An 18,320-nucleotide genomic window follows, 5' to 3' on the forward strand; every position below is an offset into this window, starting at 1 on the left:
AGTGGGCGGGGAGCATGGAGGGAGGCGCGCGGGCGCAGTGGGAGGAGGGCAGGGTGACGGCCGGATCCTTCCCTGGGACGACGGGGCGGGCCGGTGTGCCCCTGGACGGCAAGGGACTCCTCGACGTGCTCGGCGTCGCCGCCGTCGTCATCGACGCCCGCGGCCGCATCGTGCTGTGGAGCCCCCAGGCGGAGACCCTCTTCGGGTTCCGCGCCGACGAGGCCCTCGGGCAGTACGTGGCCCGGCTGATCGTCGACGAGGACCACCGCGAGGAGGCGATGCGCCTCTTCGGCGAGGTGCTGCGCGGCGGCACGGCCTGGGCGGGCACCTTCCCCGTACGGCACAAGGACGGCTCCACCCGGCGGGTGGAGTTCCGCAACATGCGGCTCACCGACGACCTGGGCGACCTCTACGCCCTGGGGATCGCCGCCGACGCCGCCGCCGTCGAGCGGATCGAGACCGAGCTCGCGCTCTCGGACCGGCTGGTCTCCCAGTCGCCGATCGGCCTCGCCGTCCTCGACACCGAGCTGCGGTACGTCCTGGTGAACCCGGCCCTGGAGCGGATCAACGGCATCCCGGCCGCGGAGCACCTCGGACGGCGGATCGGCGACATGCTGCCGATGCTCGACGCCGTGACGCTCGACTCCGCGCTGCGCACGGTGCTCAGCACGGGGACGCCGCTGCTCGACCACCCCACGGTGGGGCGGACGCCCGCGGACCCGGACCACGACCACGCCTGGACGGTCTCCCTCTACCGCCTGGAGGGTTCCGAGGGCCGCATCCTGGGCGTCGCGGCCTCGGTGATCGACGTGACCGAGCGGCATCTGGCGGACGCGGCCGCCGACCGGTCCCGGCGGCGGCTCGCGCTCATCGCGGACGCCTCGGCCCGGGTGGGCACCACCCTGGAGGTGGAGCGGACGGCCGACGAGCTGGCCTCGGTCGTGGTGCCGGCGCTCGCGGACATCGCCGCCGTCGACGTCCTCGACTCCGTCCTGGCGGTGCGCAGGCCGGGCGCGCCCGAGGAGGGGCCCGAGCTGTTCCGCGCGCTCGCGGTGAAGGCGGAGGGCAGCACGGAGGCGCTGCCGGCGGCGGACCCGCCCGGGGAAGTCGCGATGTACGGCGCGGACCGGCTGGTCACCCGGTGCGTGCACACCGGTCTGCCGGTCCTGGTGGAGCACGTGGGCCCCGGCGACCTGGCGCGGATCGCGCGGAACTCCGAGGCCGCCGAGCTGCTCGCGCGGGCCGGGGTCCACTCGTACCTGGCGGTGCCGCTGATCGCGCGCGGCGAGGTGCTCGGCGCGCTCGACCTCAAGCGGGACCGCAACGCGCTGCCGTTCGACGGGGACGACGTGCTGCTCGCGACGGAGCTCGCGGCGCGCGCGGCCGTCAGCATCGACAACGCGCGCTGGTACCAGAGCGTGCGGAACTCGGCGGTGACGCTCCAGCGCAGTCTGCTGCCGGGGTCTCCCCCGGAGCGGGCGGGCCTGGAGGTCGCCGCCCGCTACCAGCCGGCGTACGCGTCGAGCGAGGTCGGCGGCGACTGGTACGACGTGATCGCGCTGCCCGACGACAAGACGGCGCTGGTCGTCGGGGACGTGATGGGCAGCGGGATCGACGCGGCGGCGACGATGGGCCGGCTGCGGACGGCGACCTGCGCGTTCGCCGACCTCGACCTGTCCCCCGCGCAGGTCCTGCGGCATCTGGACCGGATCACGGCGGGCCTGGAGCACTACATCGCGACCTGTCTGTTCGCCGTGCACGACCCGGTGCGGCAGCGGTGCCGGATCGCGAACGCGGGCCATCTGCCGCCCGTCCGGGTCCCGGTGGACGGGCCGGCGGAGCTGGTGCGGCTCTCCACGGGGGTGCCCCTGGGGGTCGGCGGCGGCATCTTCCGGACGGCGCGGGTGCCGTTCCGGCCCGGGGACCGTCTGGTGCTCTACACGGACGGTCTGATCGAGACCCGTACCGAGGCGATCGACGATCGGCTCGCCCTGCTCGTACGCCTCCTCGACGAGGCCCGCGGGCCCCTCGAGGAGACCTGCGACCTGCTCCTGCGGGCGCTGCGTCGGCCGGGCGCGCCGGACGACGTGGCGCTCCTGATCGCCCGGAGCACGGGATGACGGCCAGGTACCGGGGAACGAGGCGGGGGCAGGAACGGGGGCAGGCGCACCCGAAAGGGAAGGGCCGGCGGACGGGGCTGCGGAGCGTCGCCGGGCAGGTGTTCGCCCTGGAGGCGCTGATCGCGCTCCTGGTGATCGCGGTGGCGGCGTTCGTGACGTTCCAGCAGGAGCGGCGGGACACCGAGCGGGACGCCCGGATCCGCTCGCTCGCGGTCGCGGAGGGCTTCGCGCACGCGCCCGGCATCGACGCGGCGCTGACCTCGCCCGATCCGACGGCGGAACTCCAGAACCGGGCGGAGGCGACCCGGCTGGCCACGGGCGTGGACTTCATCGCGGTCCTGAGCCCCTCCGGGGTGCGGTACACCGACTCGGATCCGGCGCTGATCGGTCAGAAGGCGAAGGGTGACCTCTCGCGGGCGGCGGTGGACGGCGAGTCGTACACGGAGCTGTTCCGGGGCGCGCCGAACGACGCCGTGCGGGCCGTGGTCCCGGTGGTGGACGCGAAGGGCCGGATCGTCGGCCTGGTCAGCAGCGGCATCGAGGTGGAGAGCATCTCGCAGTCGGTGCAGAAGCGGCTGCCGCTGCTCGTCGGCGCGGCGGGCGGCGCCCTGGCGGTCGCCGTGGGCGGGGCGGCCCTGGTGAGCGGGCGGCTGCGGCGGCAGACCCACGGGCTCGGGCCGGCGGAGATGACCCGGATGAAGGAGCACCACGAGGCGGTGCTGCACGCCGTGCGGGAAGGGGTCCTGATCGTGGGCCCCGACCACCGGCTGCTGCTCGCCAACGACGAGGCTCGCCGGCTGCTCGGCCTGACGGCGGAGGCGGAGCGGCAGCACGTCTCGGAGCTGGGTCTCGATCCCCGTACGGTCGAGCTCCTGGAGTCGGGGCGGGCGGCGACGGACGAGGTGCACCGGGCGGGCGACCGGCTGCTCGCGGTGAGCGTGCGGCCCACCCTGCAGCACGGCTCGGAGTCCGGGTGCGTGATGACGATGCGGGACACCACCGAGCTGGCGGCCGTGACCGGCCGGGCGGCGGTGGCCCGCGGCCGGCTCCAGCTGCTGTACGAGGCGGGGGTGCGGATCGGGACGACGCTGGAGGTCGTACGGACGGCGGAGGAGCTGGCGGAGGTGGCGGTGCCACGGTTCGCGGACTTCGCGACGGTGGAGCTGCTCGAACCGGTGCTGCGCGGGGAGGAGCCGCCGGAGGACGTGGCCGCGTCCACGGAGATGCGGCGGACGGCGCTGAGCGGGCTGCGGCCGGACCAGCCCCTGCAGCCGGTCGGGGACACGATCCACTTCGACGTCCGCAGCACCCCGATGGCGAAGGCTCTGAACGCGGGGTACGCGGTGGTGGAGCCGGAGCTGGCCGGGGCGGAGGGCTGGCGGGCGCAGGATCCGGAGGGGGCGGCGCAGGCCCTCGCGTACGGGATGCACTCGCTGCTCACGGTGCCGCTGCTCGCCCGTGGGGTGGTCCTCGGGATGGCGAACTTCTGGCGGGCGGACACGCCGGAGCCGTTCGGGGAGGAGGACCTGTCGTTCGCGGAGGAGCTGGCGGCACGGGCGGCGGTCGCGATCGACAACGCGCGCCGGTTCACCCGGGAGCACGCGATGGCGGTGACGCTCCAGCGGAGCCTGCTGCCGAGGGTGCTGCCCGAGCAGAGCGCGGTGGAGGTGGCGTACCGCTACCTCCCGGCGAAGGCCGGGGTCGGCGGCGACTGGTTCGACGTGATCCCGCTGCCGGGGGCGCGGGTGGCGCTCGTGGTCGGGGACGTGGTGGGGCACGGGCTGCACGCGGCGGCGACGATGGGGCGGCTGCGGACGGCGGTGCACAACTTCTCGACCCTGGACGTGCCGCCGGACGAGCTCCTCGGCCATCTCGACGAGCTGACGGGCCGGATCGAGGACCGGGAGGTGGAGGAGGCGAACGGCGAGGCGCGGCGGCGGGACGAGGGCATCATCGGCGCGACCTGTCTGTACGCGATCTACGACCCGGCGTCCGGTCTGTGCCAGCTGGCGAGCGCGGGGCATCCGGGTCCGGCGCTCGTGGGTCCCGACGGGCGGGTGGAGTTCCCCGAGCTGTCGCCGGGGCTGCCGCTCGGGCTCGGTCTGGGCGACGTGCCGTTCGAGTCGACGGAGCTGCGGCTGCCGGAGGGCAGCAAGCTGGTCCTGTTCACGGACGGGCTCCTGGAGGACCACGGGCGGGACATCGACACGGGCCTCGGGATGCTGCGGTCGACGCTCGCCCAGCCGGACCGGAGCCCGGAGCAGACCTGCGCGGACGTGCTCTCGACGCTCCTCTCCCCGACGCAGCGGGACGACATCGCGCTGCTCGTGGCGCAGACCCGGCTGCTCGACCGGGACCGGATCGCCGAGTGGGAGGTGCCCCGGGACCCGTCGGCGGTGTCGCCGGTACGGAACGCGGCGGCGGCGAAGCTGTCGGAGTGGGGGCTCGACGGGCTCGCGTTCACGGCGGAGCTGATCCTCAGCGAGCTGATCACGAACGCGGTGCGGTACGGGGCCGACCCGGTGCGCGTACGGCTCCTGCACGACCGGACGCTGATCTGCGAGGTCTCGGACGGCAGCAGCACCTCACCGCACCTGCGGCACGCGGCGACGACGGACGAGGGCGGGCGCGGCCTTTATCTGGTCGCCCAGTACGCGGAGCGCTGGGGCACGCGGTACGCCCGACGCGGCAAGACGATCTGGGCGGAACTGAAGGTGGGCGCGGACGGCTCGGAACCGGTGGCAATGGCGGTACCGGACCTGGACGCCTTGGAGGACCTGGCCTGGTGACGTCGCGGGCCTGCGCCCACCCCGTTGTGGGCATGCGTTCCGCCGGGCGGTGCCCACCCCGTTGTGGGCAATCGTTCCGCTGGGGCAAGGGGGTCCCCCCTGCTCGAGCGAAGCCGAGAGCTTGGGGGAGGGTGGGCACAACGGACGGCGCCCTTTGCCGGCGCCAGAGGCTTCCGGGCCTGAACCCGCACCACACTGTGCGTGGTATACCAAATGGAGCGTCAGCTGACCCCGTACCCGAGGAGCCCCCGCCGTGACCCCGCCGCCCCGCACCGCCACCCTGTTCCACGACGTCCGCCCCTTCGGGGGACAGACCCAGGACCTGATCGCCGTGGACGGCGAGCTCGTCGCGGGGGTCCCGGAAGGCGCCGAGGTCGAACGAATCGACGGCGCCGGCCGACTCGCGCTCCCGACCCTGGTCGACGCGCACATCCACCCCGACAAGACCTCCTGGGGCGAGCCCTGGCACAGCCGCCGCCCCGCACACGGCATCGCCGAGTACGTCGCCGGTGACGTGGAGCTGGCCCGCGCCCTGCCGACCCCGGTGGCCGAGCGGGCCCTGCGCCTCATGTCGCACGCCGCCGCCCAGGGCACGCGCGCGATGCGGGCCCACGCGGACGTGGCCCCGGCGTACGGGCTCTCCGGGATCGAGGGGGTCGCCGAGGCCGCCCGGAAGCTCGCCGGGATCGTCGACGTGGAGCTGGTCGCCTTCCCTCAGCACGGGGTGGTCCGGACCCCGGGGGTGGCCGAGCTCCTGGCGGAGGCCGCCGCGAGCGGGCTCGTCACCCACATCGGCGGCATCGACCCGGCCGGGTTCGACGCGGACGGCGGCCAGGAGGGCGACCAGCTGGGCACGGTCTTCGGGCTCGCCGAGAAGCACGGCCTCGGGCTCGACATCCACCTCCACGACCGGGGCGAGCAGGGCCTCGCGCCGCTGCGGGACATCGCCGCCCGTACCCGCGCCCTCGGCCTGCAGGGCCGGGTGAACGTGGGGCACGCCTTCGCGGTCGCCGCGCTCTCCGGCGGGGAGCTCGACGAGACGGCGGACCTGCTCGCGGAGGCGGGCGTCTCGCTCACCACGGTCGCGCTGTCCGCGACGACGATCCTGCCGTTCCGGCGGCTCGCTGAGCGCGGGGTGACGGTCGGTCTCGGCTCGGACGGGGTCCGGGACAGCTGGAGCCCGTTCGGGAACGGGGACATGCTGCACCGCTCCTGGCTCGCCGCCTGGGCCCTGGACGCCCGTCTCGACGAGGAGCTGGAGGGCTGCTTCCGGCTCGCCGCCGACGGGGGCGCGGAGCTGCTCGGTCTGCCGAGGGCGGACCTGCGGCCGGGCTCCCCCGCCGACTTCATGCTCGTCGACGGCGAGTGCCTGCCGCAGGCGGTGGTGGACCTGCCCCGCCGTGACCTGGTGGTCCGGGCGGGCCGGGTGGTGGCGCGGGACGGCCGCCTGGTCTGAGGCATCGAGGAGTACGGGTACGGGGCGGGGGGCCGGTCCCCCGCCCCGTACCCGTACACGTACCCGTACTCAGTCCCGCTCCACGTCCACCGTCGTGAGCGAGGCGTACCGCTCCGGGTCCGTGCGCCGGATGCGGAGGGCCACGAACAGACCGGCCGCCAGGACCACGGGCAGCGGCACCAGGAGGGCCGTGTTCACGGCGCCGGTGCGGCCGGTGAGCAGGTCGAAGTGGACCACGGCGAGCGCGGTGAGCAGGGCGAGGCCGGCGCAGGAGACCAGCGGCGCCCAGACGACCCGGGCGGCCGAGAGGCCCATCCGGTCGCGCCGGAAGTAGGCCCAGACGGCGAGGGCGGCGAGGGCCTGCATGCCCATGATGCCGAGGACGCCGACGCTGTTGGTCCACAGGAAGACCTCGCCGTACGGGTCGGCGGCGAGCAGCGCCCCGGCGAGGACGATGACCAGGTTGAAGCCGGTCTGGGCGATGACGGCGCCGCCGGGCGAGCCGTGCTTCCCGGAGACCGTGCCGAGGCGGCGGGGCAGCAGGCCCTCGCGGCCGAGGGCGTACAGGTAGCGGGCTCCGGCGTTGTGGAAGGCGAGCGTGGCGGCGAAGGCGCTGACGATGATGAGCCCGTGCATGGCGTCCGCCAGCCACGCGCCCGCGTAGAGCTCGGCGGCCTTGAAGGTGAGCTCCGGTCCGTCGGCGGCGCGGGCGAGCTCCACGGACCTGTCGGTGCCGAAGGCGCCCATGATCAGCCAGCAGCCGAGGGAGTAGAAGACGGCGAGGAAGCCGATCGCGATGAAGGTCGCCCGGGGCACGGTCTTGCGGGGGTCGCGCACCTCCTCGGCGAAGATCGCGGTGGCCTCGAAGCCGGTGAAGGCGCCGATGACCAGGACGAACATGCCCGCAACGCCGCCGGCGGCGAGGGTGGAGGGGGCGAAGGAGGCGGTGTCGAGGGCGGCGGTGCCGCGCTCGCCGAGGATGCCGCCGTCCATGACGACGAGCGAGAGGACCTCCAGGACCAGGGCGACGCCGAGGACCTTGGCGCTGAGCGTGACCTTCAGCCAGCCGAGCACGCCGACGGCGAGGACGCAGAGCCCGGAGAGCAGCCACCAGGGCACGTCGGTGCCGGTGGCGTCCCGTACGGATCCGGCGGCGAAGTAGCCGAAGGCTGCGGCGACGCCGGGGGTGACGAGGTTGTACGAGACGACGGCGACGTAGGCGGTGCCGACGCCGAGGGTGCGGCCGAGGCCGCGGGCGACGTACGCGTAGAAGGCCCCCGCGTTGCGGACGTGCAGGCTCATCGCGGTGAACCCGGCGGCGAAGAGGGCGAGCAGGACGCCGGAGACGAGGTAGGCGAGCGGGGCGCCGGGGCCGCCGATGCCGATGGCGAAGGGGGCGACGCCGGCGAGGACGGTGAGCGGCGCGGCGGCGGCCACGACGAAGAAGACGAGGTCGAAGGTGCCGATGCGGCCGGCGGCGAGCTTCCCCGCCGCCTCCGGGGTCTTCGGAGCCGTACGGGAGGTGGCGTCGGTGGTCACGCGGCTCCTCCGGCGGACGGGACGGCGGACGGAACGACGGACGGGACGGCGGACGGGACGAGCGCCGGGTAGGTGTCGTCGGCGAAGGGGCCGACGACCTTTCCGGCGTGCAGCACGAGCAGTCTGCGGGGGTGGGCGGCGACGGCCTCGGGGACGGATCCTGCGGCGACCGCGACGAGGTCGGCGCGGGCGCCGGGGGCGATGCCGTAGTCGGTGAGGCCGAGCGCGGCGGCGGCCTCGCCCGTGACGAGGGAGGCGGCGACGGACAGTTCGGGGTCGGTCATGAGCCCGGTCCTGAGGCCGATGATCGTGGCGCGTTCGAGCATGTCGGCGGTGCCGTAGGGCCACCAGGTGTCGCGGATGTTGTCGGAGCCCGCGAAGACCCGGACGCCGTGCTCGCGCAGCCGGAGGACGGGCGGCACGGGGCCGCTCGGGCCGTTGGTCATGATCGCGACCCCGGCGGCGGCGAGGGCGGTGGCGGTGCGGTCGAGTTCGGCGTCGTCGACGGCGCCGAGGGCGTAGGCGTGGCTGACGGCGACCTTGCCGCCGAGGCCGAGGGCGGCGGTGCGGGCGGCGATGTCCCGCAGCTGGGCGGTGCCGGTCTCGCCGCCGTCGTGGAGGTGCAGGTCGATGCCCTTGCCGTGGCGCTCGGCGAGGCCGAAGACGATGTCGAGCTGCCCGTCGGGGTCGCCGTCGAAGCCCACGGGGTCGAGGCCGCCGACGAGATCGGCGCCGTCGGCGAGGGCGGCGTCGAGGAGGTCGGCGACGCCGGGCGCGGCGACGACCCCGGACTGCGGGAAGGCGACGAGCTGGATGCCGAGCCGGTCGCGGAACTTCTCGCGGACGTCGAGGAGGGCGTGCAGGTGGTCGAGGCCGGTGTCGGGGTCGACGTCGACGTGGGAGCGGACGTGTCCGGTGCCGAGGGAGACCATCCGGCGGGCGAGGGCGGCGGCCCGTTCGGCGACGGGCACCTCCTCGGTGTGGCGGGACTCGCGCTCGGCCTCGATCTGCTCCTGCAGGGTGACGGTGGCCCGGTGCGGGCGCCACGGGGCGCCGAGGAGGGTCTTGTCGAGGTGGGCGTGGCCGTCGACGAGGGCGGGCAGCAGCAGGGCGCCGCCGAGGTCGAGCGCGCCGGGCCGGGCGGGACGGCCCGGGACGTGCGGCTCGACGGTGCTCACCCTGCCGTCCGCCAGGTGGACGTCGGCGGTGCGGCCGTCGGGGAGGGTGGCCCCGAGGAGGGCGGTGGGCCTGGGCGGGGCGGAGGCCTCGCTCATGGTGTCTCCTTCGCGAAGGTATGTACGAGTCGCAGGGGCGTGCGCCGGATCCCCCTGGTGACCGCGGCGCGGCGCAAAGGTAACTGGTATACCGAATACCAGGCAATGGCCTGGGGGCCCTCACTTCGGGACCTCCGTGAACCCGTCTGCGAAGATCGGGGAAGCAGCACCTCCCCCTCCCGACTGGAGCCCTCCCGATGACCACCCCCCGCCCCGCCGCCCGCAGCACCGCCATCGGGGACACCCACCTGTCCCTGCGGGAGCGGGTGTACGTGGAGCTGCGCGAGCGGATCATCGAGGGCGACTACCCGGCGGGGCTGCGGCTCGTGGAGCGGGAGATCGCCGACGAGCTGCGGGTCTCCCGGGTGCCGGTGCGCGAGGCGATGCAGCGCCTGGAGTCGGAGGGCTTCCTCTCGGTGCAGCCGCGCCGGGGGTCGGTGGTGGCGGAGTTCGGCCCGGAGGACGCCGCGTACCTCTTCGACGTACGGGAGAACCTGGAGGGCCTGGCCGCGCGGCTCGCCGCCCGGCACGCGACCCCCGCCCCGTTGCGGGACCTGGAGCGGCTCCTGGCGCGGGCGAGGAGGGCGGCGGAGTCCGGGCGGCTGCGCGAGGCCGTCTCGCTCAACGCCGACTTCCACCGCCGGATCGTCGAACTCTCCGGCAACCCGCTCCTGGTGGACCTGATGGCCCCGCTCGACTCCCGGCTGCGCCGCCTCTTCCGGCTCACCTCGGCGCAGTCGGACGGCGAGCCGATGTGCGGGGCGCACGAGCGGCTCTACGAGGCGGTCCGCGACCACGACGAGGACGGCGCGGAGGCCCTGGCCCGCGCCCACGTCGCCGACACCCGCGCCTCGACGCTGCGGCTGCTCGCGGCGCTGCCGGACGCCTCCCGGGAGGCCTGACCCGCCCTCACGCGCGGCGCTGCTCCAGGAGGACCCGGTCTCACGCGCCGTACCGCTCCAGGAGGGCCCGGTCTCACGCGCCGTGCCGCTCCAGGAGGGCCCTGGCGCGCTCGACGAGCAGCATGAGCGCGTCGACGTGCTCGGGCGCGGGCTCGCTCAGCGGGGGCCGCACTTCGCCCACGTCCAGACCGCCCCTCCGCACCGCGGCCTTGACGAGCGAGACGGCGTATCCCCGGCCCCGGGAGCGGAGTTCGACGAGCGGCCGGTAGAAGCCGTCGACGAGCAGGGCGACGGTGGCGTCGTCGCCGGAGGCGAGGGCCCGGTGGTGGGCGAGGGCGAGGTCGGGGGCGAAGCAGAAGACGGCGGAGGAGTAGCGGGTGACGCCGATGCCCCGGTAGGCGGCGGCGGTGAGTTCGGCGGTCGGCAGACCGTTGACGTAGAGCAGGTCGAGCCCCTCGGCGCGGACGGCGCTGACGATCCGCTGCATGAGGGCGAGGTCGCCGAGGCCGTCCTTGAGGCCGATGACGCCGTCGGTGCGGGCGAGGGCGACGGCGGTGTCGGGGGTGAGGACCGCGTTGTCCCGCTGGTAGACGAGGACGTCGAGCGGGGTGGCGGCGGCGAGTTCGGCGTAGTGGCGGAGCAGTCCGGCCTGGTCGGGGACGACGAGGTACGGGGGCATGGCGAGGAGTCCGTCGGCGCCGGCCTCCTCGGCGAGGCGCGCGTAGCGGATCGCGAGGGCGGTGCCGTAGCCGGTGCCGGCGACGACGGGGACGCGTCCCGCGGTCTCCTCGACGGCGGCGGCGACGCAGTCGCGGAACTCCTCGGGGGTGAGGGCGTGGAACTCGCCGGTGCCGCAGCAGGCGAACACGGCCGCGGCGCCCGCGTCGACGCCGGCGCGGACATGGGCGCGGAAGGTGCCGAGGTCGACGGAGCCGTCGGGCGCGAAGGCGGTGACGGGGAAGAACAACAGGCCGTCGTACATACGTATGACCATCACCCACATACATGAACGCTGACCTTGCGCACGCTAGAGCAGGCCGATCGGCCGGTCAAGGCGATTGTGCCGTTCAGCCAAGGATCTTGACGCTCCGTCGGACGCCTTCCTAGCGTGTCCACGGATGTGAATGCCGCTCAGGTGAACGCCACTCGACGGAGGAGACCCGCTCCATGACCGCACCCCGCACCGTCCTGCTCACCGGCGCCGCCGGAGGCGTCGGCACGCTGATGCGGGAGCTGCTGCCCCCGTACGGCTACGAGCTCCGCCTGCTGGACGTCAACCCCGTGCCGGGCGCTCCCGACGCGATCACCGCCGACCTCGCGGACCGCGCGGCGCTGCGCGAGGCGGTCCGGGGCGTCGACGCGATCGTGCACCTCGCGGGCATCTCCCTGGAGTCCGACTTCGAGAAGATCATGGCCGCCAACATCGCCGGCCTCCACCACCTCTACGAGGCCGCCCGCGAGGAGGGCGTCCGGCGCGTGGTCTTCGCCTCCAGCAACCACGCGGTCGGCTTCACCCGGCGCCCGCGCGAGGGCGAGCCGCCGATCCCGGTCGACACCCCGCACCGCCCCGACACCTTCTACGGCCTCTCCAAGTGCTTCGGCGAGGACCTGGCCCAGCTCTACTGGGACCTGCACGGCATCGAGACCGTCTCCCTCCGCATCGGCTCCTGTTACCCGGAGCCCACCTCGGTACGGATGCTCTCGCTGTGGCTCAGCCCCGGCGACTGCGCCCGCCTCCTGCACGCGGCGCTCACCGCCGAGGACGTGGCCCACACGGTCGTGTACGGCTCGTCCGCCAACACGCGCGCGTGGTGGGACCTCTCCACGGCCAGGGCGCTCGGTTACGCGCCGGAGGACGACTCGGAGGCGTACGCGGAGAAGGTCCTCACCGAGCAGGGCCCCCTGGTGGAGGGCAGCGCCGACGACCTCTACCTGGGCGGCCACTTCTGCGTGGACCCGCCCCGCTGGCCGCACTGAGCAGGACCGGACAGGGGTACGCAGGACCCGGCCGGACTGATACGGGGGAGCCGGCCGGGGCCCGGGCCTCGGTGCACCCTGGCGCACCTGACCCGCTCACCGTAGGCCCGGCCGAAGATCATCGCGAGCCGCGGAACGCGGCAGCTGTCCGGATTGCGCGACGGGTTGGTGCACAGGAGCACGCACCGGCGCACACGCCCGGGCTCAGCGCCCCGCGCGGAGCGTCCGGGACGGCGACTCGCCGAACTTCTCCCGGTAGCGGGCCGCGAACCGGCCCTGGTGGGCGAAGCCCCAGCGCCAGGCCACCTCGCTCACGCTCACCTCGTCCGGCGCCGCCGCCCGCAGCTCCTCGCGGACCCGGTCGAGCCGGACCTCCCGCACGTACGCCATCGGCGACATCCCCACGTACTCCCGGAAGGACTCCTGGAGTCGGCGCACGCTCACCCGGGCCAGGGCCGCCAGTTCGGTGCTCGTGAACGGGTGCTCGGGGCGCTCCCGCACCGCGTCCATCGCGCGCTTGACCGGGGCCGGGCGCCGCGCCTCGCCCGGGTGGGCGAGCGCCTCGCGCCAGGGATGCTCGGCGGCCAGGAGCAGCCCGTTGAGCAGCGCCTCCTGCAGAGGTCTCGCGACCAGCTCGTGCGTGGCGAGCCCTTCCCCCGCGAGCGCCTCGGCGGCGACCTGGCGGGCGAAGCGCACCCAGCTCAGGCCGGGGCCGCGGGTGATGTCCAGGCGGGGCGCGAAGACGAGCGGCCCGCGCGGCGCCCGGCCCATCAGCTGTTCGAGGCGGTCGCGCAGTTCGGCCGCGCCGACCTTCACGGACAGGGTCCGGCAGTCCCCGCTCCAGCGGTCGAGGAAGGTGTCCCCCGCCGGGTCGAGGAGCAGCGCCTCGGTGGGGGTCGCGACGATCGTGGACCCGCCGCCCTGGCGCATCTCCATGGTCCCGCTCAGCGGCGCGTTGAGGTGGTACGCGCCGAGCTCGCCGAAGCTCATCCGGACGTCGGCCCCGCAGCTGAGGTCGCCTATGACCAGCGGCCCGAGCGCCACGGTGTCGAAGCGCGCCGCGAAGGGGCGCCGCTCCCGGTCGACGACGGCCATGCGGTTCGCGTAGTACCGCGCGTCGAGCTCCTCGCGCGCCTCGTCCACGTCCCCCGTCCGGAACGAGCTCCCACCCACGGCCTCCGCACCCCCCACAGCTCCCATGGACCGAAAGAATATTCATTCGACGGATCTGACCGGGAACGGCGGTATGCGCGGCATGCCGGGGAGGCCGAACGGGTGCGGGTAAGGGAACGGCAAAGGGGGCCGGATCGTTACCCCTGGCATGACCGCTATGACCCCCGGCTCGAACCTCCCTCTCACCGCCGCGCGCGTGGCGGTGGACGTGGCCGCCCCCGTGCGGCTCGACGTCTCGGGCCTGCTGCTCGGCGCCAACGGCAAGGTCCGCTCGGACGACGACTTCATCTTCTACAACCAGCCGACCGGGCCCGGTGTCACCTACCGCTCCGGCGGCGGGGCCGCGCCCGACGCGATCCTGGTGGACACCGGCGCCCTCCCCGCCGGCATCGAGAGGATCGTCGTCACCGCGAGTCCGGACGCCGCCGGCCAGACCTTCCAGGGCATCGAGCCCACGGCCACCATCCGGAACGCGGACGACGGCACCGTGATCGCCACGTTCACGCCGCCGCAGCTGGCCACGGAGACGGCGCTCGTGGTCGTCGAGATCTATCTGCGCAACGGCGCGTGGAAGGCCCGCGCGGTGGGCCAGGGGTACGCGAACGGGCTCGCCGGCATCGCGACCGACTTCGGCATCTCGGTGGACGACGAGCCCGCCGCCACCCCGGCCCCCGTCGCCCCGCCGGTGCCGGTCGCCCCGCCGGTGCCGCCCGCACCGCCCGCGCCGCCCGTCGCCCCGGTGGACCCGCGCATCGCGGCCCCGGTGCCCCCGGCCCCGGCCGCTCCCCCGGCCGCCGCCCCCGCCTCCACGGGCAAGATCAACCTCGACAAGGGCCGGGTCAGCCTCCAGAAGAACCAGACGGTGTCCCTGGTCAAGGGCGGCCGCCCGCTACTCTCCCAGGTCAAGATGGGCCTCGGCTGGGAGCCCGCCTACCGGGGCAAGGACATCGACCTGGACGCCTCCGTCATCGCGTACGGCCCGCAGCGCAACCACCTGGACAGCTGCTACTTCGGCAAGCTGTCCATCCTGAACGGCTCGATCAAGCACTCCGGCGACAACCTCACGGGCGAGGGCGCGGGCGACGACGAGGTGATCGTCGTCGACCTCGGCCGCCTCCCCGCCGACGCCACCGGCCTGGTCTTCACGGTCAACTCCTTCTCCGGCCAGAAGTTCACCGAGGTCGCCAAGGCCTACTGCCGGCTGATCGACGCGGCGACGGGCGAGGAGCTGGTCCGCTTCGACCTCACCTCCGCCGAGCCGCAGACCGGCGTGATGATGGCCAAGCTGATCAAGCAGTTCTCCGGCGAGTGGGAGATGACGGCGATGGGCGAGTTCGTGAAGTCGCGGACCGTCCGGGGCATGGTGAAGCCGGCCGCCCAGGCGCTCTGAGCGGCCGGGCCCCCGGATCAGAACAGGGCGCTGTAGGCGTTGAGGGCGGGCTGGCCGCCGAGGTGGGCGTAGAGCACGGTCGAGTCCCGACCGATCTCTCCCCGGTCCACCAGGTCGACCAGGCCCGCCATCGACTTCCCCTCGTAGACGGGGTCGGTGACCATGCCCTCGGTGCGGGCGGCGAGCCGCATCGCGTCGAGGGTGGCCTCGTCCGGGACGCCGTACACCCCGGCGTGGTAGCGCTCGTCGAGCTCGACGTCGGCCGCCGTCACCTCGCGCTCGACGCCGATGAGGGCGGCGGTGTCCCGGGCGATCCGGGTGATCTGCTCGTGCGTCGGGACGGGCTTCGCGGAGGCGTCGATGCCGATGATCCGGCGGGCCGGGCCGCCCTCCTCGGCGAGCGCGGCGAAGCCCGCGACCATGCCGGCCTGGGTGGAGCCGGTCACCGAGCAGACGACGACGGTGTCGAAGAAGACGCCGAGCTCCCGCTCCTGCTCGGCCACCTCGTAGGCCCAGTTCACGAAGCCGAGGCCGCCGAGCCGGTGGTCGGAGGCGCCGGCGGGGATCGCGTACGGCTTCCCGCCGCCCTCCTCGACCTCCCGCAGGGCCTGCTCCCAGCTCTCCTTGAAGCCGATGCCGAAGCCCGCCTTCACCAGGCGCACGTCGGCGCCCGCGAGGCGGCTGATGAGGATGTTGCCGACCTTGTCGTAGACGGAGTCGGGCCAGTCGACCCAGCTCTCCTGGACGAGCACGCACTTGAGGCCGGCGCGGGCGGCGACGGCGGCGACCTGGCGGGTGTGGTTGGACTGGACGCCGCCGATGGAGACGAGGGTGTCGCAGCCCTGGGCGAGGGCGTCGGCGACCAGGTACTCCAGCTTGCGGGTCTTGTTCCCGCCGTACGCGACACCGGAGTTGCAGTCCTCGCGCTTGGCCCAGAGGGCGGCGCCGCCGAGGTGGTGGGTGAGCCGTTCGAGCGGGTGGACCGGGGAGGGCCCGAAGAGGAGCGGGTAGCGGTCGAAGTCGGTGATCGGCAAAGCGGCTCCCGGTGGGTGACGGCGACGGTTCGACGGTCCTGGACGCGCGGCGGCCCTACGGGGCCGGGGACTTCACGGCCACGGGCTCCGTGGGCACGGGCTCCGTAGGCGCAGGCTCCGTGGGCACGGGCTCCGTAGGCGCAGGCTCCGTGGGCACGGGCTCCGCGAGCACGGGCTCCGCGAGCGCAGGCTCCGCGGGTGCGGGCTCCGTGGGCGTGGGCTCCGTGGGCGTGGGCCTCTCAGGCACGGGCTCCGTGGGCACCAGCCTCTCGGGCGCGAGCTCCGTGGGCACCGGCCTCTCGGGCGCGGGTTCCCCGGTGCCGGGCTCACGGCCCGCGGAGGGCCTTCCGCCTGCGGTCTCCCCGGCCCCCGGGGTCGGCGTCGCGGGGATGCCGGTGACCTCGGCCACCTCGATGGCGTCGTCCGCGAGGTGCTCCAGGGCGGCCCAGATCTCCGTGGTGACCCGCACCGCCTCCTCCGCGTCCCCCGCCGCGCACGCCTCGATGAGCCGGGCGTGCAGTGCGGCCGATCCGCAGCTCCCGGCGTCGCCGAAGAGACGCCGCTCGACGCGGCGGATCAGGGGGGTGTAGCGGGCGATCGTGGCGGCGGCGGCGTGGTTGCCGCTGGCGACGACGAGGACCTGGTGGAGCTCGTCGTCGGCGTCGAGCGCGGCCTCCACGTCGGAGGCGCGGACGGCCGCCGCGAAGCGCTCGTTGGCCTCGCGCATGGTCCGGATGCCCTCGGGGCCGAGCAGCGGCACGCCGGTCCTGGCGGCGAGCTCGTGCATCACCCGCACCACCGAGGCGGCGTCCCGGACGACCCGGCTGACCGGCCGGGTGACCCGGGTGTAGCTCTGCGGCTTGGACTCGACGAGCCCCTCGTCGCCGAGCCGGGCCAGGGCCTCGCGCACGGGTGCGCGCGAGAGCCCGAGCCGTTCGGCGAGATCGGCGTCCTTCAGCGGCGCGCCGGGGGCGAGGTCCCCGCGCACGATGGCCTCGCGCAGCGCCTCGTACGCCCGGTCACGCAGCAGGGTCCGGCCCACGGGCCGCAGTGCGTCCATGGACTGACATGTTAGATGTCAGTCCATGGAGCTGACCATAGATCAGTTTCGGCCTCAGCGGCCCTCAGCGACGGGGCTGGCGGCGCCAGGGGCCGGTGATCGCGACCATGATGCCCGGGGTCTGGATGTTGGCGAACAGAGTGTCGCCGTCGGGCGAGAAGGTCACGCCGGTGAACTCGCTGTCGTTGAGGTCGTTGCGGGCGATCGGGTAGGTGCGGCCCGAGTCGGTCGCGCCGAAGAGGTGCTGGACGCCCTCGCCGTCCTCGGCGATGACGAGCCCGCCGTACGGGGAGACGGTGATGTTGTCGGGGCCGTCGAAGGCGCCGTCCTCGTCCGGGGTGGCGTTCACCCCGAGGAGCACCTTGAGGGTGAGGGTGCGGCGCTTCGGGTCGTAGAACCAGACCTGGCCGTCGTGCGCGGCGCCGGGGCTCTCCTCGCGCGCGTAGGAGGAGACGATGTACGCGCCGCCGTCGCCCCACCACATGCCCTCCAGCTTGCGGGCGCGGGTGACCTGGCCGTCCGTGAACTGCTTGCGGACGGAGGTGGTGCGGGCGTCGCGGTCGGGGACGTCGACCCAGTCGACGCCGTAGACGGTGCCGATCCGGGTGGCGCGGGACAGGTCGTCCACGAAGCGGCCCGAGGAGTCGATGCACTTGAAGGCCTGGAGCGCGCCGGCGTCGTCGGCGAGGGTGCGGAGCTTGCCGCGGCCGTGCTCGAAGTCCTGCGGCGGCACCCAGCGGAAGAGCAGCCCATTGGGGCCCGAGGCGTCCTCGGTGAGGTAGGCGTGGCCGTGCTTGGGGTCGACGACGACGGCCTCGTGGGCGTAGCGGCCGAAGGCCTTGATCGGCTTGGGTTCGAGGTTGGCGCGGCGGTCGTACGGGTCGACCTCGAAGATGTAGCCGTGGTCCTTGGTCATGCCGTTCTTGCCGGCCAGGTCCTCGGTCTCCTCGCCGGTCAGCCAGGTGCCCCAGGCGGTGCGGCCGCCGGCGCAGTTGGTGGAGGTGCCGGCGACGCCGACCCACTCGGCGACGGTGCCGTCGCGGTGCACTTCGACGACGGTGCAGCCGCCGGCCGCGGCCGGGTCGTAGACGAGGCCCTCGGTGAGCGGGACGGGGTGCTCCCACTTGGCGCGGGGGCCCTTGAGCTCGTGGTTGTTGACGAGGTACGTGGCGCCGCGCGGGCCGTCGAAGGCGGCGGTGCCGTCGTGGTTGGAGGGCGTGAACTCGCCGGACTCCAGGCGGGTCACGCCGCTGTGGGTGACGACGCGGTACGAGAAGCCCTCGGGCAGGGCGAGCATCCCGTCGGGGTCGGCGACGAGCGGGCCGTACCCGAGGTCGTGGCCGTGACCGTGGCCTGCCCCGTACGCCTCCGGCTCGTCGGAGGCGAGCGCCTCGGGGGCGGTGGCGAGAGCCCCGACGACACCGGTGAGGGCGAGGCCCGCACCGGCGACGGCGGACTGCTTGGCGAACTCTCTGCGGTTGATCGGCATGGTGGTGGGGTCTCCCTGTGGTGGCCGGATCTCGCGCGCCACCCTCCCGCGCCCCCACGAACACCGCTTGAACGCCACGGGAACACCACCGGGCATCCCGCCCGGGCGGCCCCGCGG

General features: G+C 74.3%; 12 protein-coding genes and 1 pseudogene. 6 read left to right on the forward strand and 7 right to left on the reverse strand.

Going from position 1 to position 18,320, the window contains the following annotated elements; translation table 11 throughout:
- Positions 1-53: 53 nt before the first annotated feature.
- The 3 genes from SVTN_RS09095 (at position 54) to SVTN_RS09105 (ending at position 6,365) form a co-directional block, all read left to right on the forward strand.
- Positions 54-2,120: a SpoIIE family protein phosphatase gene (locus tag SVTN_RS09095; protein WP_041128617.1), complete on the forward strand. Its 2,067-nt coding sequence runs from the start codon at positions 54-56 to the stop codon at positions 2,118-2,120.
- Complete coding sequence (locus tag SVTN_RS09100) at positions 2,117-4,909, forward strand: SpoIIE family protein phosphatase (RefSeq protein ID WP_041128618.1); 2,793 nt, start codon at positions 2,117-2,119, stop codon at positions 4,907-4,909. The genes SVTN_RS09095 and SVTN_RS09100 overlap by 4 nt, the downstream gene beginning before the upstream one ends.
- A gap of 253 nt (positions 4,910-5,162) precedes the next feature.
- Positions 5,163-6,365, forward strand: a complete 1,203-nt coding sequence (locus SVTN_RS09105; protein ID WP_041128619.1) for an amidohydrolase — start codon at positions 5,163-5,165, stop codon at positions 6,363-6,365.
- Between the two features lie 69 nt (positions 6,366-6,434).
- Here SVTN_RS09105 and SVTN_RS43110 read toward each other — a convergent pair whose 3' ends face one another.
- Positions 6,435-7,904, reverse strand: a complete 1,470-nt coding sequence (locus SVTN_RS43110) for an APC family permease (protein ID WP_041128620.1) — start codon at positions 7,902-7,904, stop codon at positions 6,435-6,437.
- Positions 7,901-9,178 carry an amidohydrolase gene (locus SVTN_RS43115; RefSeq protein ID WP_107072739.1) on the reverse strand — a complete coding sequence of 426 codons (1,278 nt, stop codon included), beginning with the start codon at positions 9,176-9,178 and terminating at the stop codon, positions 7,901-7,903. The genes SVTN_RS43110 and SVTN_RS43115 overlap by 4 nt, the downstream gene beginning before the upstream one ends.
- A gap of 197 nt (positions 9,179-9,375) precedes the next feature.
- Between SVTN_RS43115 and SVTN_RS09120 the strand changes: the two genes are divergently transcribed.
- The gene (locus SVTN_RS09120) at positions 9,376-10,080 is read left to right on the forward strand and encodes a GntR family transcriptional regulator (protein WP_041128621.1); all 705 of its coding nucleotides are present in this window, start codon (positions 9,376-9,378) and stop codon (positions 10,078-10,080) included.
- Positions 10,081-10,153: 73 nt separating this feature from the next.
- Here SVTN_RS09120 and SVTN_RS09125 read toward each other — a convergent pair whose 3' ends face one another.
- Entirely contained in the window at positions 10,154-11,074 is a 921-nt protein-coding gene (locus SVTN_RS09125; protein WP_245727480.1) for a 5-dehydro-4-deoxyglucarate dehydratase, read from the reverse strand.
- A gap of 173 nt (positions 11,075-11,247) precedes the next feature.
- On the opposite strand from SVTN_RS09125, the gene SVTN_RS09130 reads away from it, so the two are divergent.
- Positions 11,248-12,057 (forward strand): NAD-dependent epimerase/dehydratase family protein, encoded by an 810-nt coding sequence (locus SVTN_RS09130; protein ID WP_041128623.1) that lies wholly within the window; start codon positions 11,248-11,250, stop codon positions 12,055-12,057.
- A 204-nt stretch (positions 12,058-12,261) separates the two neighbouring features.
- Here SVTN_RS09130 and SVTN_RS09135 read toward each other — a convergent pair whose 3' ends face one another.
- Positions 12,262-13,257: an AraC family transcriptional regulator gene (locus SVTN_RS09135; protein WP_063782246.1), complete on the reverse strand. Its 996-nt coding sequence runs from the start codon at positions 13,255-13,257 to the stop codon at positions 12,262-12,264.
- A gap of 121 nt (positions 13,258-13,378) precedes the next feature.
- Here SVTN_RS09135 and SVTN_RS09140 point away from each other — a divergent pair, with 121 nt between their 5' ends.
- The gene (locus SVTN_RS09140; protein WP_174518246.1) at positions 13,379-14,620 is read left to right on the forward strand and encodes a TerD family protein; all 1,242 of its coding nucleotides are present in this window, start codon (positions 13,379-13,381) and stop codon (positions 14,618-14,620) included.
- A gap of 17 nt (positions 14,621-14,637) precedes the next feature.
- Here SVTN_RS09140 and SVTN_RS09145 read toward each other — a convergent pair whose 3' ends face one another.
- From SVTN_RS09145 to SVTN_RS09160, 3 genes and pseudogenes are all read right to left on the reverse strand, one after another.
- Positions 14,638-15,654, reverse strand: a complete 1,017-nt coding sequence (locus SVTN_RS09145; protein WP_041128626.1) for a 1-aminocyclopropane-1-carboxylate deaminase — start codon at positions 15,652-15,654, stop codon at positions 14,638-14,640.
- Between the two features lie 421 nt (positions 15,655-16,075).
- Positions 16,076-16,714: pseudogene (locus tag SVTN_RS46375) on the reverse strand (GntR family transcriptional regulator); the annotation flags it as partial.
- 64 nt (positions 16,715-16,778) lie between these two features.
- Positions 16,779-18,203, reverse strand: coding sequence for an alkaline phosphatase PhoX (locus SVTN_RS09160; RefSeq protein WP_041128627.1), 1,425 nt, complete (start codon positions 18,201-18,203; stop codon positions 16,779-16,781).
- Positions 18,204-18,320 lie beyond the last annotated feature (117 nt).

This window comes from Streptomyces vietnamensis (genome assembly GCF_000830005.1).
Lineage (GTDB): Bacteria > Actinomycetota > Actinomycetes > Streptomycetales > Streptomycetaceae > Streptomyces > Streptomyces vietnamensis.

Coding starts and splice junctions, on each gene's coding strand:
- SVTN_RS43115 (WP_107072739.1), bottom strand. CDS start 9,178: ATGAGCGAGGCCTCCGCCCCGCCCAGGCCCACCGCCCTCCTCGGGGCC.
- SVTN_RS09135 (WP_063782246.1), bottom strand. CDS start 13,257: ATGGGAGCTGTGGGGGGTGCGGAGGCCGTGGGTGGGAGCTCGTTCCGG.
- SVTN_RS09125 (WP_245727480.1), bottom strand. CDS start 11,074: ATGGTCATACGTATGTACGACGGCCTGTTGTTCTTCCCCGTCACCGCC.
- SVTN_RS09130 (WP_041128623.1), top strand. CDS start 11,248: ATGACCGCACCCCGCACCGTCCTGCTCACCGGCGCCGCCGGAGGCGTC.
- SVTN_RS09120 (WP_041128621.1), top strand. CDS start 9,376: ATGACCACCCCCCGCCCCGCCGCCCGCAGCACCGCCATCGGGGACACC.
- SVTN_RS09100 (WP_041128618.1), top strand. CDS start 2,117: ATGACGGCCAGGTACCGGGGAACGAGGCGGGGGCAGGAACGGGGGCAG.
- SVTN_RS09160 (WP_041128627.1), bottom strand. CDS start 18,203: ATGCCGATCAACCGCAGAGAGTTCGCCAAGCAGTCCGCCGTCGCCGGT.
- SVTN_RS09140 (WP_174518246.1), top strand. CDS start 13,379: ATGACCGCTATGACCCCCGGCTCGAACCTCCCTCTCACCGCCGCGCGC.